This is a genomic window from Mycobacterium lacus (assembly GCF_010731535.1).
GTDB lineage: Bacteria > Actinomycetota > Actinomycetes > Mycobacteriales > Mycobacteriaceae > Mycobacterium > Mycobacterium lacus.
Genome location: NZ_AP022581.1, coordinates 1816075 through 1830853 on the forward strand (window position 1 = coordinate 1816075; position 14779 = coordinate 1830853).

Genomic DNA, 14779 nt, shown 5'->3' on the forward strand with positions numbered 1-14779 from the left:
CCGCCCCTTCGTCGCGGCAAATTATATGCATCGGGCATTATTGACGCATGAACGTATCTGCCACCGGTCGATTCGTTGGTGCGGCAGTCGTCACGGCGTGCGCACCGCTGATTGCACCGGTGCCCTCCGCGTCCGCTGTCCCGCTCACATCCAACCCGTCGTGCCCCGACGTCGAGGTGGTCTTCGCGCGCGGCACCGGCGAGCCACCCGGCGTTGGTGAGATCGGACAGGCATTCGTCGATTCGCTGCGCCCGAAAATTAGCCCGAAGTCCATGACGGTGTATCCGGTCAACTACCCAGCAACCATGGATTTCCCCACCGCGATGAGCGGCATCAACGACGCGGGCTCCCACGTCGAACAAACGGTCGCGAACTGTCCCGACACCAAGATGGTGCTCGGGGGCTTCTCCCAGGGTGCGGCGATCATCGGTTTCGTCACCTCGGCGGCGGTACCGGATGGCGCGCCCTCGGACGCGCCCAAGCCGCTGCCGCCCGACGTCGCGGATCACATTGCTGCGGTCACTTTGTTCGGAACGCCGTCGAGCCAATTCATGAATTCGATTGGGGCGCCGCCGATCGTGATCGGCCCGCTGTATGCCGCTAAGACGAGCCAGTTGTGCACCGCCGGCGATCCGGTCTGCTCTGCAGGAGGCGATTGGGCGGCGCACAACGCATACGCCGGCGACGGAATGGTCGACCAAGCGGCAACTTTCGCCGCCGGTCACCTCAGCCAGACCGGTAGGGGCCATTGATGGTGTTCCGCGTAGCGCGCGGCGGTCACAATCGCCACCCCGTCATCAACATTTAACGCGGAAAAGGTCCGTCGGCGACTAGATCCGCGCCTTGTCGGTGCCTAAACTTTGTCTCAGTCGGGGGAATCCAAAATCCACTAGTCGGGTGGGGCGGCTATGGAACGACTAAGCGGGCTTGACGCCTTTTTCCTCTATTTGGAGACGCCGACGCAACCGCTGAACGTGTGCTGCGTGGTGGAGTTGGACACCTCGACGATGCCGGGCGGCTACACGTATGGCCGGTTTCGCTCCGCGCTCGCCACGCATGTGCAAGCGGTGCCGGAATTTCGGATGAAGCTCGCTGACACCCAGCTGAACCTGGACCACCCGGTATGGGTAGACGACGAGAAATTCCAATTGCGGCGTCACCTGCACCGAGTCGGTGTCCCAGCGCCCGGGGGACGCCGCGAGCTGGCCGAGATCTGCGGATATGTCGCGGGGCTGCCGCTGGACCGCGATCGCCCGTTGTGGGAGATGTGGGTGATCGAGGGCGGCGCCCGCGCCGACACGGTGATGGTCATGCTCAAGGTCCACCACGCCGTCGTCGACGGCGTCGCCGGCGCGAACCTGCTTGCCCACCTATGCAGCCTGCGACCCGACGCGCCGCCACCGCAGCCTGTTCGTGGCGCGGGCGGCGGCAATCCGCTGCAGATCGCCGTGAGCGGGCTGGTGGGTTTCGCGGCACGGCCGTTACGGCTGGCGACCGTGGTACCGGCGACGATGCTGACACTGGTGCGGACGGTGGTTCGTGCGCGCGGGGGTCGCACCATGGCCGCACCGTTTTCGGCCCCGCCGACCCCGTTCAACTGCCCCGTCAGCCGGCATCGCAATATCGCATACACCCAACTCGATATGCGTGACGTCAAGAGGGTCAAGGACCGGTTCGGGGTGACGGTCAACGACGTGGTGGTGGCGTTGTGCGCCGAAGTACTGCGGCGGTTCCTGCTCGACCGCGGCGAGCTGCCCGACACCGCGTTGGTGGCCACCGTGCCGGTGTCTATGCATGACCAGTCCACCCGACCCGGCCGCAACCACACCACCTGGATGTTCTGCCGGGTGGAGAGCCAAATCAGCGACCCCGCCGAGCGTATCCGTGCGATCGCCGCGGGAAACACCGCCGCCAAAGACCACACCGCGGCCATCGGCCCCACCCTGCTGCATGATTGGACGCAGTTCGGCGGCCCGACGATGTTCGGCGCGGCCATGAAAATCCTGCCGCGCATCCCGATCAGCCACAGCCCCGTCTACAACCTGATCCTGTCGAACGTGCCCGGGCCGCAGGCCCAGTTGTACTTCCTGGGTTGCAAGATCGACGCGATGTATCCCCTCGGGCCGCTCCTCGGCTCGGGACTCAACATCACCGTCATGTCGCTCAACGGGGAACTGGGCATCGGCATCATCGCTTGTCCGGACCTGCTGCCGGATCTGTGGGACATCGCCGATGGGTTCCCCGACGCGCTCAAAGAGATGCTCGAATGCCGCGATGAGCGGCCCGAAGGCAGCCACCTGGAGGCGGATCAGAATCTGTAACCGGTGCTGGTGCCAAGAATCTCGACGGCGGCGTTGATGTTCGGGACGACGCTCGCACCATATCTGGTCACGATCTGCCCGAGGGCACGGGCGATGTGCGGACCGACCGCCTCGGCAATCAAGATGTCCTCGGCGATGACGACACCGTTCACCAAGTGTCCGGCGAGCAGTCGGCCGTCGTTGGTGACCTCATAGCGCCAGTCGCCGATCTGGATTCGCTCGGGATTCGAACGGAACAGACCACGCCGCGCGGGCGTGTGCACCACTCCCGCAAGTCCAGCGAACACCTTTACCACCAACGCGGCCCCGCCGGGACCGGCGAGTGCGGCCGCGATCGCGCGGCTCACTCGCTCGGCATCGAAATCATCCATCAGCGATCCATCGGAAGCACAAACGACGGCACGATCGTTTCCGCGGCGCCGGTGCGGCGCACGGCGGTTCCCGCGGTGTAGAACTCCACGGTGTGCATTCCCCACGCATAGTTCGAGATGGAGAAGTGCACACCCACCACGCCGGTCGCGCCGTCCCGCTCCGCCTCGCCTTGCATGCGCGACATCGCCAGTTCACGCGCTTGGTAGTTGCCCTGCGTCCACTGCGGCATCTCCACGTTGCGGCCCACCTGGCGGAGCGTTTGCATGAACCCTTGCACGGCAATGTGGAATACGCAGTTGCCCATCACAAAGGCGACCGGTGCGAATCCGGAGCGCAACAGCGTCACCATGTCCTGACCTGACAGATGGCTGGAGAAAGCTTGCCCGTTGGGACGGCGAAATGCCCCGGGCTTGGCCGTGTATCGCACCGCGGTGCCGACCGCGATGAACTCCAGGTGTTCGCCGCCCTCGCCTTGATTGCGCCAACTGAGGCGGACGCCGACGATTCCGTCCGCGTTGAGCGCATCGGCTTCGGCCTGCATGCGCTGCATCGCGTTCCAGCGCGCCCGGTAGGTCGCCTCGGTCAGGACGCCCAGTTCCTGTTGCTGCCTGATGCCGCTGACTTGAAAGCCGACGTGATACACCGAAACGCCCATGACCAACTCGAGGGGTTCGAACCCCGCTCCGTGCAGCAGCGCGAATTCGTTGATCGACAAGTCGGACGTGAATATTTTTTCAGCGTGCGATAGCCGTTCGCTGGCCACCGGATCAAGCGCGCTGGGTTGCATCGGCAGGCGTCCCTTCTCTGGTTTGCGTCAGCGTACGACGCGCAAACAGCGAGCGTGTGCCATATTCGCATGCTCTGGTTCGAAAGCTCTCACCGATCGGGGAGGGCACCTGGGTCATCCTTATGTCCCGCAACTAGTCAAATTGCTTACGCCGCAAGCACTATACGCGAGGTCCGCTCAACGGAGACTTACTCGACGCGGACGGTCGAGCGTGCGCCTTCGTCGGCGTCGAAGAGGTCAGGCGCCAGTGCGTAGTAGCGTCCGTGCCCAACGCAGCGATCCGCAGCGACCGAGACATGAGTCATCGCGCCACCAACGGAAACGTCAGCGGCAGCGCCTGAAGGCGTGGAATTCCCGCGGGCTGATGTCCGGCCGTCTCGGTGCTCATCGCACCCCCGCCGCCTGTCCGGGGCCTGTGCGCGGCGCGCGCTGACCTCACCGGGCGGTCTGATGCTGCCGATCATCGCGGTGCCGGCCGCGAAGGAGCGAAGTGGCGCTGCGCAGGATGCCGCGCAACGCATAAACGGCGGTAACCACTGACAGCAGGATCAACACGACAAACATCGGCAGCCAGTTGCTGCGGCTGTGGTTGACTTCCCACCAGATGACCGTGAACAACAGCACACAGAGCAAGAGCACAATGTCTCGCCAATTTCCCTGGTAGGACATTGCGGCTTTGCGCAAGGCGCGACTTCGATCGGCGGCGTCGACCAGGTCGTCGATGCGGCCATCGATCGTGCGCTGCAGCTCGGCGCGTTGAGGGGCGTCCGCGGGAAGCCGATCGAGCAGGTCCATATCCTGCTTGAGTTGTTCGCGAAAGTTGGGGCCCTTGAATTGCCCAGCCGCAATGGCCAGTAAGGCACCACCAAAGACGGGCGCACTGCCCAACGCGATCTGTCCCAGACCGGACACGTCAATTCCTCCTTCGGCCCCAGACCGTTAACGTCGGCCCGTTGCGGATCGCTGAAGCCAACGGCGGTGAAGCACCCGCCGACAGTCGGATGGTCGCGAGCCGTCTGTTTGATCCGACCAGGACTATAAAGCGTGTCGAACGACTCTGGTGAGTGTTCGGCACCACCTTCTAGGACGTCGGCGATTCAGGCCGCCGGTGCGGCGGCAACATCAGTTAGCTCAACCGGGTCGGTTTCCCCAGCACACGCAGGTGTCGGTCAGCGCCGTCCCGTCGGCGGGCGCTGGCGGCCCGAGCGCAGCCACTAACATCGCGCGGATGCCTAAAGCGCACGCACAGGCGCGGCGTGCCAACAGCCGCGGCCTGGCCACGCGCGAAGGCATGGTGGAGGCTGCCTTGCGATCCCTGGCCTTCGGCGAACCGGGTGCGGCGCCGGCCGATCGCGTCGCATAGGTGGGCGGCTGCCACCCGGGGAGCCGTGAAGTACCCGTTCGGCGACATCGACGGGCTGTGGGCCGCGGTCCTGGACCGCACGGCGGAGAGGCGCGGTGAGCTGCCGTCGAATGCGGTCTGCGGTGATCCGCTGCACGAGCGCGTCGCCACCATCGTCGACACCGTGTACCAGGGGCCGACGTCAAACGATTCCCGCGTTAATTTTGGTGCTCCTGACCTATCCGTGGGTTGATGGGTTGGAAGTTTCTTCTTGCTCCCTTCCGCGATAGTTGCTCGTTGGCGCTGCCTGCGTGGGAGGTGTCCATGTGGAGCCCCCCGAGCGCAGCGAGGCGGAACGACATGGACACCGACGCGCGGGTGGCGCAGAATCGGCGACGTTGCGGAAGGGGCCCGCCAGGGGTGCCCTGGTGGGGTGTTAGCCGCGGCCGGGCAGTGTGGGGCGGTGGCCGCCGAGGGCGAGCATGGCCAGCGCGATCAGTGCGGCGGGGTTGTGAAACCCGAACGCGACGCGGGTCAGGACCCGGATTTTGGTGTTGGTGGATTCGATCAGTCCCTGGGACAGGCCGTGGTCGAGGGCGGCGTCGATGGCCTGGCGGTGGCGCACGATGCGGCCGGCCAGCTCGACGAATACCGGGATGCGGCAGCGCCGCGCCCAGGAGATCCACCGGTCCAGGGCCTGTTTGCCTTCCTCGCCCTTGACCGAAAACACGTGCCGTAGGCCCTCTTTGAGCAGATAGGCACGGTATAGCCGGGGATCGGTCTTGGCGATCCAGGCCAGTTTGGCGGTTTGACGTTCGCTGAGGTCTTCGGGGTTTTTCCACAGCGCATAGCGGGCACCCTTGAGCCGCCGTGCCCGCTCATGACCCGGCCGCGGCGCGGTGTTCTTGGCGGGCCGGCCACGGCCCCATTTGGCCTCGGTACGCGCCAGCGTCCGCGCGTCATTCCAGGCCCGGCGCCGCTCGGCGTCCAGGGCCTCGGTGGCCCAGGCCACCACGTGAAACGGATCGGCGCAACGGATCGCGGCCGGGCAACGCTCGGCGACGACGTCGGCGATCCAGTCCGCCGCATCGGCGGACACATGGGTGATCTGCGCGGCCCGGTCGGCACCCAGCGCGTCGAAGAAGCGCCGCAGGGTGGCGGTGTCGCGTCCGGCGCGGCCCAGATCAGGTGGCCGCTGTCGTGGTCGACCACCACCGTCAAATACTTGTGGTGGCGTTTGTAGGCAATCTCGTCAATGCCGATACGACGCAGATTGGCGAACCGATCGACGGTCTTTTCGGTGTCGGCCCACACCGGGCCACGACTGCCCCACGGTGCGCCAGGCGATTCGCATCAGTTCGCACACCGCGGTTTTCGAGCAGGCCACCGCCAGCCAGGCCACCGTGTCATCAAAGGCAAACGTGTGTCCAGCATGGTGACGCGCCCACGGCACCATCACCACGGTCGGCCCATGGGCGGGCAATTCACCCGCGGCGCCTCGGCCTCCAAAAACACCCGGATCGTGCCCAAGTCCAAGCCCCGCCACCGCCGCGGTCCCTCACCCCGGTCATACCAGGGCGCCTTGCGTTGACAGCGGCCACAGCGGCCCGACATACCGCTGCGCGAGCGCACCCGCGCCACCACCAACTCCGCGCCATCGCCGTCTTCAGCGAACTCGATGTCCTCGATTACCGTGCGGCGGTCGACACCAAGCAGCGCACGCCATAGCCTCACATTGCGCACGTCGTTGCTGGCTCCTTTGGTTTCGGACCCTTCACAAGCCAGAAACCTTAAGCCACAACGGCGTGCGCCCCTACTTCGCTGCTATCCACCCACGGAACTGTCAGAAGAGCCTTAATTTTCGCGGTTTAGTCAGCGCTGCGCCCGAAAGGCGCTGTGCCGCAAAATTGTTGAGCAGAGTTACGGTTGGTCGCCGCGCTATTGGGGCAGCCCTTCCTTGACGCCGCGGCCCAGATTGCGAAAGCCTGCAGCGGGTTTTCGGAAGCCCAGGGCGAACGGCAACGCACGCAACTCGAACCTCAACTTGGCCCCCAGCCGGCCGGACGCGCTGCGGTCTGGTGCTGGTGGTGGCACTTCGGACGAGGCGAGGTCGATGTAGTGGGTCGACGTTTGTCCCATGCCTTCGAAGTCATGAGTCAGTGGCTTGCACAGCAGGCGAATCGGCTCATCGAGGCACTGTGCCACGACATCGGTCATCAGCACGTATTCCGGCACCGGCACCTGATTTTTCAGCATGCGGTGCACGAGGATGACGTCGATGCCGGCGAGCTCGATGCGGCGCTTCACCTTTTGCTCTGCTACCTCGCCCTCGTGGGCGACGAACTTCAGCGACAGGCGGTCCAGCTGCGCGCAGCTCGCGCAGTCGCAGGCATGGTCTTTCTTGATCCTTTCCCGCCGGGTGAGGAACGACCGGCGCATGCCGAACAGCCGGTCGCACACCACCACGTTGGCGTTGCCCTCCGGGGCCCAAAAGAACGCGGCGTCGCCCTCCAGCTTGGCCAGCTTCAGCCCTCTGCCGGCGTCAATGACCGACTCCAGCAGCTCCGCTACCGTTTGCTGCGCGTGGGCCAGGTGCAACCGGTTCCAGTTCATGTAATTCGTGTATCCGCCGATGTCGGCAATGACGAGAACGGCGCGCCGGATGGCCATGGGTTGGGGAGTGTAGTGGCGTGACCCGGGCCGGTTGCTACCGGGTGCGGTACATCCCGATGCCGCGGAGTGAGGCCGGCGGGTTCCGGACTTCCGACTTGCTCGACAACTACCTTGTCCACCAATCTATTTGGCATGGGCACGGGATTGGAGCACCGAATTCGACTGGGCGGCCGGGCGTTTCAGGCTACCGATGCGCCGAGAATGGGGTTTACCGCGCGTCGAGTTGCCCGGCGATCTCCTGGTAGGTGACGAACCGGGCGGTCATCGGGGCATCGGTGAGAGTCATCTGCAGGGTTGGACCTCGGTGCCCGTGGCCAGCCCGGCCCCGGCGCGGCCGCGATTCGCCTGGCTAGCTCTGCGGCGATCTGTTCTCGCAAGGGTGTCACCGCCGAATCGTCGGCCATCAGGGCCTCGCCGCATGCCGTCGTCAACTCGGGTTCGTCGGCGACCCCCAGCGCCATGTCCCGCGACGTCGCACCGACCCGGGTTTGGCGGTGTCGTTGATGTCGGCATGCAGCGGCGGGTCGCGTAGTAGCGCATCGTCAGGGACGCGCGTACGACGATTCGCGCAGCTCGGCCAATCCGGCATCGAGGACCTTGTGGATCGTTTGCTCCGGCCGACGGTCCGAGTGGCGGGTCGGCTGGGCGGCCATAACCGGTGCGGCAGCGTCCTTGGACACCGGTCCAGCGCCAGAAAGTGTGCTACTTCGCCGGCTTCACGGCCGATGGAATCGTGCGCGAGCGCCCGGCCGTTCGTAAGGTGGCGCTTGTGGCCGAGCAGGATCGGCTCCGCTGGGACGAGCTGTACACGAGCCAGGCATCGGCAGCGGCCGGTGCGGTTGGGCCTCCTGGCGTCTTCGCGGGGCACGCGGAGGTATTCCCAACCGCAGGGCAGGCCCTCGATCTCGCCTGTGGGCACGGACTCGGCGCGGTCTGGTTGGCCCGCCGGGGTTTGGACGTTTGGGGGTTGGACATCTCGGCGGTAGCTATTGGTCAGGCACGGGATCTGGCCGAGCGCAGTGGCGTGGGTGATCGCTGCCGATTCGAGGTCTTCGACCTCGACGACGGCCTACCGGACGGGCCGCCCGTCGACGTCATTCTTTGCCATAGGTTCCGGGATCGCCGTCTCGACCAGGACATCGTCGAACGACTCGCCCCGGGCGGGCTACTGGCGATCGCCGCGCTCAGCGAGGTAGGCGCCGTCCCAGGGCGGTTCCGCGCAACACCTGGCGAGCTGCTGGCTACGTTTGGCCAACTGGATCTGATCGCCGCCGGCGAAGGTCAGGGCCAAGCCTGGCTGCTCGCACGGGCTTGACGCTCAGGCCTCCAGCCTGGCGCGGACAGCCGCCATGCGGCCCTCGAGTTCGGCCTCGTCGATCACGCCGCGCAGCACCAGCGAGTGCGCCAGCGAAGCCAGCTGGTTCTCCGGGAAGGGCAGGTCGGCATAGACGGTCGCCGACAGCGAGTCCTCTTCATTTCGTCGATCGTAGGCTGAGAATCTCTGGGCCGCAGGAGCTTTGATCAAGCGCATCACAAATGCCGTCGAGGCTGGTTTTCCACGGTGGCAACGGATTGCCCACCCCATACTTGGCGGCCACGCGGCTCCAGACCTGGTTGCGTTGAACAATTTTCGCCAGCAACGCGATGGCGGAGTCATCGGCCGTGGGCGGTTTGTCCGTTGTATCCACCTGATTGTCGCCGGATCAGTGGTCCGCGGGATGGATGGCCGGGCGCGTTTCGGCGATAACGTTGGTTGTCACGCCCACCTTGGGCAACGCGACACCGATCAGGCGATCCCGAGTGACTATTTCGGCCAGCCGATCCTCGTCCCAGCCGTCGGTTCCGTCAGGGCGCACGGGCATCATCATGAACCGGTGCTTCTGGTGGAATCCTCCACTCGGATCTCGACGTCCGCCGGCAGGTATAGTCCGAACTCCGCAAGCACTTGCCGCGGCCAGCGCATCGGTGAGGACGAGCCTCTTGTACTCGGCATCAAGCCATGCCCTAGCCACCATGTGTGCGGCAGGAGTCGGGCCGATGTGTTCAGCGGATTCGGTGAGGCGCCGATGCTCTTCGGCGGTGAAAAGCCCCTTCTCGATACATAATTCGCGAAGGGCGATCTCGAGGACTTCGAAGTCGGTGATCTCGTCCACCATGGGCGCGGCGGTGCGATCGTGGTCGTGATCGTCAGCGGTCATGCTGGGGTCCTCTCGAGCCAACGCTCAGGGAGTACGAGGTAGATCGTGCGGCCCAAGTCGACGTTGCCCATCCGGCGTCGCTCCTCCGATAGCCAGATTCCGCGCCCGCCGAGAACCTCGTACATGACATAGGTGTTCAGCTCCCACATCTCGTACTGCTTGTTCTGGAATTCGAGCGGGGCGTCCGGCTCACCTCCGACGTCGTGTGGCGTTTTGACATAGGCGGTGAATCGCTCGTGGTCCATGAGATCGGGCGTGGGCGCATCCGACCAACACAAGGGGATTATCGACGATCGTTGATTCGAACGTGTTGTAGCTGAGATTGATTGTGCCCATGGTCAGTCCGTCCGTGTCGGGCCGCATGCCGGCATAGCGATATACCCAATGGGGTATATTCCCGGCCCGGACGGCTGGCGCCCAGATACCCCCATGGGTACGATCGGGAGAGATCAACAAGACTGGAGGATCGACCGTGATCGGTGATCAAGAGAGCATCGCAGCGGTATTGAACAGGCTGCGTCGTGCCCAGGGCCAGCTTGCCGGGGTGATTTCGATGATCGAGCAGGGCCGCGACTGCAAGGAAGTGGTCACCCAGCTCGCCGCGGTGTCGCGTGCCCTCGACCGTGCCGGGTTCAAAATCGTTGCTACCGGATTGAAGGAATGCGTTGCCGGGGCCACGGCCGAGGGCGCGGCACCGCTGAGCGAGGCCGAGCTGGAGAAGCTATTCCTGGCGCTCGCCTGAAACGGACCCGAAACGGACGGGAGAAGTCGGTCATGAACATCGCATTGTCCACCGCGCTGCGGACCACCTTTGGCGACGCGGTTACGCGCACTCGCCAGGCGCTCGCCGAGCAGGGATTCGGCGTGTTGACCGAAATCGATGTGCAGGCAACGCTGAAAGCCAAACTCGGCGAGGAGATGGAGGACTATCTCATCCTCGGCGCGTGCAATCCGCCGCTGGCGCACAGGGCGGTGGAGGTCGATCGCCAGATCGGGCTGTTGCTGCCCTGCAATGTCGTCGTGCGCGCGGACCCCGAGCGGGCCGGCACCGTGCTCGTCGAAGCGATGAATCCCCAGCTGATGGTGGAGGTTACGGGCGAACCAAAGCTCGTCGGAATCGCCGAGGAAGTTTCAGGCAGGCTGCAGACTGTCATCGACTCCCTCGGCCATTCCGATGTGGGGGCTGCCGAACAGTCACAAGCGTGAGCCGTTGAAGGGTGGTTCGTGCGGAACAATACCCGTATGGGTATTCTGCCGGTTATGTCAGACCGTCAACATCACCACCAAATCCTCGAGGACCTACTTCCGCAACATCGCGACCTCCGCAAGCAAATTCCCGACGTCTACAAGGGGTTTGCGGCCCTGAGCGGCGCCGCGTTTGCCGACGGTGCACTCAGTCGCGGCGTCAAGGAGCTCATGGCGCTGGCGATCGGGATCGTGCAGGGGTGCGATGGCTGCATCGCGTCGCACGCTCAGGCTGCCGCACGCGCCGGTGCCACCGCGCAGGAAGCCGCCGAGGCTATCGGTGTCACCATCCTCATGCACGGTGGACCGGCCACCATTCATGGCGCGCGGGCCTACGCCGCATTTTGCGAGTTCGCTGACACCCGTCCGGCGTAGTCGGGGCGCGGAGGGGACGACCTCGTTGAAACGTTCCGGGACCGCCCGGCGAAACGCATGGCAGGTCGAACGGAAATGCGGGGTGTCGTGGCGCGATGGCGATACCCTTTGCCGAGGACAATGGCGACCGGGCGCCCGCCGGTTTCCATGAGGTGGTGGGAGGTCCCCAGTGTCGTACCTGATCGCGGCCCCGGAGGTGCTGGCTGCGGCGGCCTCGGATTTGGCGAACGTCGGCTCGTCGATCCGCGCCGCTAACGCCGCCGCGGCGACTCCGACGATGGCACTGGTTGCGGCCGGCGCCGACGAGGTATCGGCGGGCATTGCGGCGCTGTTCGGGGCGCATGCGCAGGCATATCAGGCGTTGAGCGCCCAGGCGGCGATGTTTCATCAACAATTCGTGCAGGCCCTTACCGCGGGTGCGGGCTCGTATGTTGCCGCCGAGGCGGCCAACGCCTTACCTCTGCAATCCGTGCAGCAAGACCTGCTCAGCCTGATCAACGCGCCCACCCAGGCGCTGCTTGGGCGCCCGCTGATCGGCAACGGCGCCGACGGGCTGCCGGGAACCGGGCAAAACGGGGGCGACGGTGGCATCTTGTTCGGCAACGGCGGCAACGGTGGGTCCGGTGGGCCCAACCAGGGCGGCGGCAACGGCGGTAATGCCGGACTGTGGGGCAACGGCGGGAACGGGGGCGCCGGCGCCAATGCCACCACCGTTGGCGTCAACGGGTTCAACGGGGGTGCTGGCGGCAACGGCGGACTGCTCTGGGGCAACGGCGGCGCCGGTGGAGCCGGCGGGAACGGCGGTCCCGCACCGCTGGCGGGCGGCGTGGGCACCTCCGGCGGCGCCGGCGGGAACGGCGGCGGCGCCGGCTGGTTCTACGGCTTCGGTGGCCCCGGCGGCAACGGCGGGGTCGGCGGGGTCGCGCCCGCCACCGGCCCCTCGCCGGGCATCCTTCCCGCCGGCGGCGTCGGCGGCTCCGGGGGCGCCGGCGGTGCGAGCGCGCTTGCGTTTGGCTATGGCGGGGCGGGGGGGACCGGCGGGGCCGGCGGGCTTAGCAACTCGACCGTCCAAAGCATCGGCGGCTATGGCGGCCAAGGCGGTCTCGGCGGACAGAGCGGTCTGCTGTTCGGCAACGCCGGAGCCGGCGGGGCGGGCGGTGCCGGCGGAGCCGGCGACGGAATGTTCGCCAGCTTCGGCGGCCACGGTGGCTCCGGTGGTGATGGCGGCCCCATCGGGCTGATCGGGACTGGCGGGGCCGGCGGTAACGGCGGAGCCGGCGGAAACGGTGGAAACAACGGCGCCGGGCAGGGCGGTGAGGGTGGCGTGGGCGGCCTCGGGGGCACCGGCAGCCCGGGCGGTCTGCTGTACGGCACCGGTGGCGGCGGCGGTAACGGTGCGTTGGGTGGTAACGGTGGCACCGGCACCACCACCGCGGGCTTCGCGGGCTCCGGCGGCTTCGGCGGAGCCGGAGGCGATTCCCAGCTCGCCGGCACCGGCGGCCTTGGGGGCGCCGGCGGCGGCATCGGGGCCGGCACACAGGATGCGCTGGTGGTGGGCGGTACCGGCGGCAATGGCGGGCGCGCCGGGCTGCTGTTCGGTGTTGGCGGCATGGGTGGCAACGGTGGCGCCACCAGCGTGGGCGGGACGTTGTACGCCGCAGGCGGAAACGGGGGCAATGGCGGTTTCGTGTGGGGCAATGGCGGCACCGGCGGTAATGGCGGAACCGGTGGAGCGGGCAGCGTCGGCAACGGCGGCGCCGGCGGCAACGCGGCCTTGCTGTTCGGCAACGGTGGCGCGGGCGGGACCGGTGGTGCCGGTGGGATCGGTGTGGGCGGTTCCGGCGGTTGGGGTGCGGTCCTGTTCGGCAACGGAGGCGTCGGTGGCGGCGGTGCTCCCGGCGGAATCGGTCCGGGCGGTAACGGCGGCAACGCTCTGCTGATCGGCAATGGCGGCAACGGCGGGAACGGCACCGGTGGGGCCGCTGGCGGCGCCGGTGGCGCCGGCGGATTGCTGTTCGGCCAAAACGGCACGCCAGGGACTTAAGCGGCACACACGCCGCGTAGGCCAACCGAAATGGGCAATCTGCACAACTTCGGGGCGATTTCGAAGGCAGACCGCACACAATTTGATGTCACTTCGGATCAGCTCGCGCCGAGACGGCAAAGCGCCTATGAGAGTTGACCCATGTTCAGTAGGGTGACGGCGTGCATGAGATGGCACGTTGCGGACAACGTCCGGATGGGCCGACCGGGATGGACGCGCAGGGCCGGCTGCGGCGCTACGCGGAGGCGTTCGCCGACCACGATGGGCCCTTTGCGTTCGTAGACCTCGACGCGATGTGGGGCAACGCCCAACAGATGCTCACGCGTGCGGGCGACAAGACGATCCGGGTGGCGTCAAAGTCCCTGCGCTGCAGGCCGTTACAGCGCGAAATCCTTGACGCCAACAAGCGGTTCGATGGGCTGATGACGTTCACCCTGCCCGAGACGCTCTGGCTGGCCGGGCTCGGTTTCACGAATTTGTTGCTCGCCTACCCCACGACGGACCGCACGGCCCTACGCGAGCTGGGCGAAATGACCGCGGAGAACCCGGAGGATGCGCCGATCGTGATGGTCGACAGCGTCGACCACCTCGACCTGATCGAGAGCGCGACCGGCCATCCGGTGCGGCTGTGTCTGGATCTCGACGCCGGCTACTGGCGCGCTGGCGGGCGCGTGAAGATCGGGCCCAAGCGGTCCCCGCTGCACACACCGGAACAGGCGCGGGCATTGGCGGTCGAGATCGCACGCCGGCCGGCGCTGAAGCTGGTCGCGCTGATGGCGTACGAGGGTCACATCGCGGGCTTTGGCGACAAGGTCCCCGGTAAGCGCGTGCAAAACGCGGTGGTCGGGTGGATGCAGCGCCAATCGATCGCGGAGTTGCGCGAACGCCGCGCCCGCGCCGTCGAGCTCGTGCGCCACGTCGCCGACCTGAAGATCGTCAACGCCGGCGGCACCGGCGACTTGCAGCTGGTCGCCCAGGAGCCGGCGATCACCGAGGCAACCGCCGGCTCGGGCTTCTACGCGCCGACCCTGTTCGACTCGTATTCGACGTTCACCTTGCAGCCGGCGGCGATGTTCGCGCTGCCGGTGTGTCGCCGGCCCGGCCCGAAGACGGTGACCGCGCTTGGGGGCGGCTATCTGGCCAGCGGAGTCGGCGCGAAGGACCGTATGCCCACTCCCTATCTGCCGGCTGGGCTGAAGCTCGACCCGATGGAGGGCACCGGTGAGGTCCAGACGCCACTGACGGGTCCCGCGGCCCGGGGACTGAAGATCGGTGACAAGATCTACTTCCGCCACACCAAGGCCGGCGAATTGTGTGAGCGGTTCGACCGCCTGTATCTGGTCCGCGGCGCTCAGATCGTTGACAGCGTGCCCACGTACCGGGGTGAGGGGCGCACATTTCTGTGATGCCGGAACTACGCGT

At 66.4% G+C, this 14779-nt stretch carries 12 protein-coding genes and 6 pseudogenes; 9 read left to right on the forward strand and 9 right to left on the reverse strand.

The window, feature by feature from the left end:
• Positions 1–47 precede the first annotated feature (47 nt).
• Positions 48–752, forward strand: coding sequence for a cutinase family protein (locus tag G6N24_RS08310; protein WP_085160363.1), 705 nt, complete (start codon positions 48–50; stop codon positions 750–752).
• A gap of 156 nt (positions 753–908) precedes the next feature.
• Positions 909–2321, forward strand: coding sequence for a WS/DGAT/MGAT family O-acyltransferase (locus tag G6N24_RS08315; protein ID WP_085160361.1), 1413 nt, complete (start codon positions 909–911; stop codon positions 2319–2321).
• Here G6N24_RS08315 and G6N24_RS08320 read toward each other — a convergent pair.
• The 3 genes from G6N24_RS08320 to G6N24_RS08335 form a co-directional block, all read right to left on the reverse strand.
• The gene (locus tag G6N24_RS08320; RefSeq protein ID WP_085160359.1) at positions 2309–2692 is read right to left on the reverse strand and encodes a DUF5073 family protein; all 384 of its coding nucleotides are present in this window, start codon (positions 2690–2692) and stop codon (positions 2309–2311) included. The two genes, G6N24_RS08315 and G6N24_RS08320, sit on opposite strands and share 13 nt — an antisense overlap.
• Positions 2692–3480 carry a heavy metal-binding domain-containing protein gene (locus G6N24_RS08325; RefSeq protein WP_085160357.1) on the reverse strand — a complete coding sequence of 263 codons (789 nt, stop codon included), beginning with the start codon at positions 3478–3480 and terminating at the stop codon, positions 2692–2694. The genes G6N24_RS08320 and G6N24_RS08325 overlap by 1 nt, the downstream gene beginning before the upstream one ends.
• A gap of 435 nt (positions 3481–3915) precedes the next feature.
• Positions 3916–4398 (reverse strand): hypothetical protein, encoded by a 483-nt coding sequence (locus G6N24_RS08335; RefSeq protein WP_179963495.1) that lies wholly within the window; start codon positions 4396–4398, stop codon positions 3916–3918.
• Positions 4399–4708: 310 nt separating this feature from the next.
• Here G6N24_RS08335 and G6N24_RS08340 point away from each other — a divergent pair.
• Positions 4709–5039: pseudogene (locus G6N24_RS08340) on the forward strand (TetR/AcrR family transcriptional regulator); the annotation flags it as partial.
• A gap of 219 nt (positions 5040–5258) precedes the next feature.
• On the opposite strand, the pseudogene G6N24_RS08345 reads toward G6N24_RS08340, so the two are convergent.
• From G6N24_RS08345 to G6N24_RS25750, 3 genes and pseudogenes are all read right to left on the reverse strand, one after another.
• Positions 5259–6565 (reverse strand): annotated as a pseudogene (locus tag G6N24_RS08345) (ISL3 family transposase).
• A gap of 195 nt (positions 6566–6760) precedes the next feature.
• Positions 6761–7492 (reverse strand): DUF2652 domain-containing protein, encoded by a 732-nt coding sequence (locus tag G6N24_RS08350; RefSeq protein WP_085158171.1) that lies wholly within the window; start codon positions 7490–7492, stop codon positions 6761–6763.
• 182 nt (positions 7493–7674) lie between these two features.
• Positions 7675–8148: pseudogene (locus tag G6N24_RS25750) on the reverse strand (TetR/AcrR family transcriptional regulator).
• A gap of 116 nt (positions 8149–8264) precedes the next feature.
• On the opposite strand from G6N24_RS25750, the gene G6N24_RS08355 reads away from it, so the two are divergent.
• The gene (locus G6N24_RS08355; protein WP_085158177.1) at positions 8265–8810 is read left to right on the forward strand and encodes a class I SAM-dependent methyltransferase; all 546 of its coding nucleotides are present in this window, start codon (positions 8265–8267) and stop codon (positions 8808–8810) included.
• Between the two features lie 3 nt (positions 8811–8813).
• On the opposite strand, the pseudogene G6N24_RS08360 reads toward G6N24_RS08355, so the two are convergent.
• The 3 pseudogenes from G6N24_RS08360 to G6N24_RS08370 all read right to left on the reverse strand — a co-directional run.
• A pseudogene (locus G6N24_RS08360) lies at positions 8814–9183 on the reverse strand (thiocyanate hydrolase).
• Between the two features lie 15 nt (positions 9184–9198).
• Positions 9199–9693 (reverse strand): annotated as a pseudogene (locus G6N24_RS08365) (nitrile hydratase subunit alpha).
• 14 nt (positions 9694–9707) lie between these two features.
• Positions 9708–10016, reverse strand: a pseudogene (locus tag G6N24_RS08370) (hypothetical protein); the annotation flags it as partial.
• A 149-nt stretch (positions 10017–10165) separates the two neighbouring features.
• Between G6N24_RS08370 and G6N24_RS08375 the strand changes: the two are divergent.
• The 5 genes from G6N24_RS08375 (at position 10166) to G6N24_RS08395 (ending at position 14763) form a co-directional block, all read left to right on the forward strand.
• Positions 10166–10435, forward strand: a complete 270-nt coding sequence (locus tag G6N24_RS08375) for a metal-sensitive transcriptional regulator (protein WP_085158169.1) — start codon at positions 10166–10168, stop codon at positions 10433–10435.
• Between the two features lie 32 nt (positions 10436–10467).
• Positions 10468–10899, forward strand: coding sequence for a DUF302 domain-containing protein (locus G6N24_RS08380; protein ID WP_085158167.1), 432 nt, complete (start codon positions 10468–10470; stop codon positions 10897–10899).
• Between the two features lie 54 nt (positions 10900–10953).
• Positions 10954–11313: a carboxymuconolactone decarboxylase family protein gene (locus tag G6N24_RS08385; protein ID WP_085158175.1), complete on the forward strand. Its 360-nt coding sequence runs from the start codon at positions 10954–10956 to the stop codon at positions 11311–11313.
• Positions 11314–11482: 169 nt separating this feature from the next.
• Positions 11483–13357 (forward strand): PE family protein, encoded by a 1875-nt coding sequence (locus tag G6N24_RS08390; RefSeq protein ID WP_085158165.1) that lies wholly within the window; start codon positions 11483–11485, stop codon positions 13355–13357.
• A 161-nt stretch (positions 13358–13518) separates the two neighbouring features.
• Positions 13519–14763, forward strand: a complete 1245-nt coding sequence (locus G6N24_RS08395; RefSeq protein ID WP_085158163.1) for an amino acid deaminase/aldolase — start codon at positions 13519–13521, stop codon at positions 14761–14763.
• Positions 14764–14779 lie beyond the last annotated feature (16 nt).

Bases quoted from the DNA above. Each gene is read 5' to 3' on its own strand.
- G6N24_RS08385 (WP_085158175.1), top strand. From the start codon at position 10,954: ATGTCAGACCGTCAACATCACCACCAAATCCTCGAGGACCTACTTCCG.
- G6N24_RS08350 (WP_085158171.1), bottom strand. From the start codon at position 7,492: ATGGCCATCCGGCGCGCCGTTCTCGTCATTGCCGACATCGGCGGATAC.
- G6N24_RS08320 (WP_085160359.1), bottom strand. From the start codon at position 2,692: ATGGATGATTTCGATGCCGAGCGAGTGAGCCGCGCGATCGCGGCCGCA.
- G6N24_RS08310 (WP_085160363.1), top strand. From the start codon at position 48: ATGAACGTATCTGCCACCGGTCGATTCGTTGGTGCGGCAGTCGTCACG.
- G6N24_RS08325 (WP_085160357.1), bottom strand. From the start codon at position 3,480: ATGCAACCCAGCGCGCTTGATCCGGTGGCCAGCGAACGGCTATCGCAC.
- G6N24_RS08380 (WP_085158167.1), top strand. From the start codon at position 10,468: ATGAACATCGCATTGTCCACCGCGCTGCGGACCACCTTTGGCGACGCG.
- G6N24_RS08315 (WP_085160361.1), top strand. From the start codon at position 909: ATGGAACGACTAAGCGGGCTTGACGCCTTTTTCCTCTATTTGGAGACG.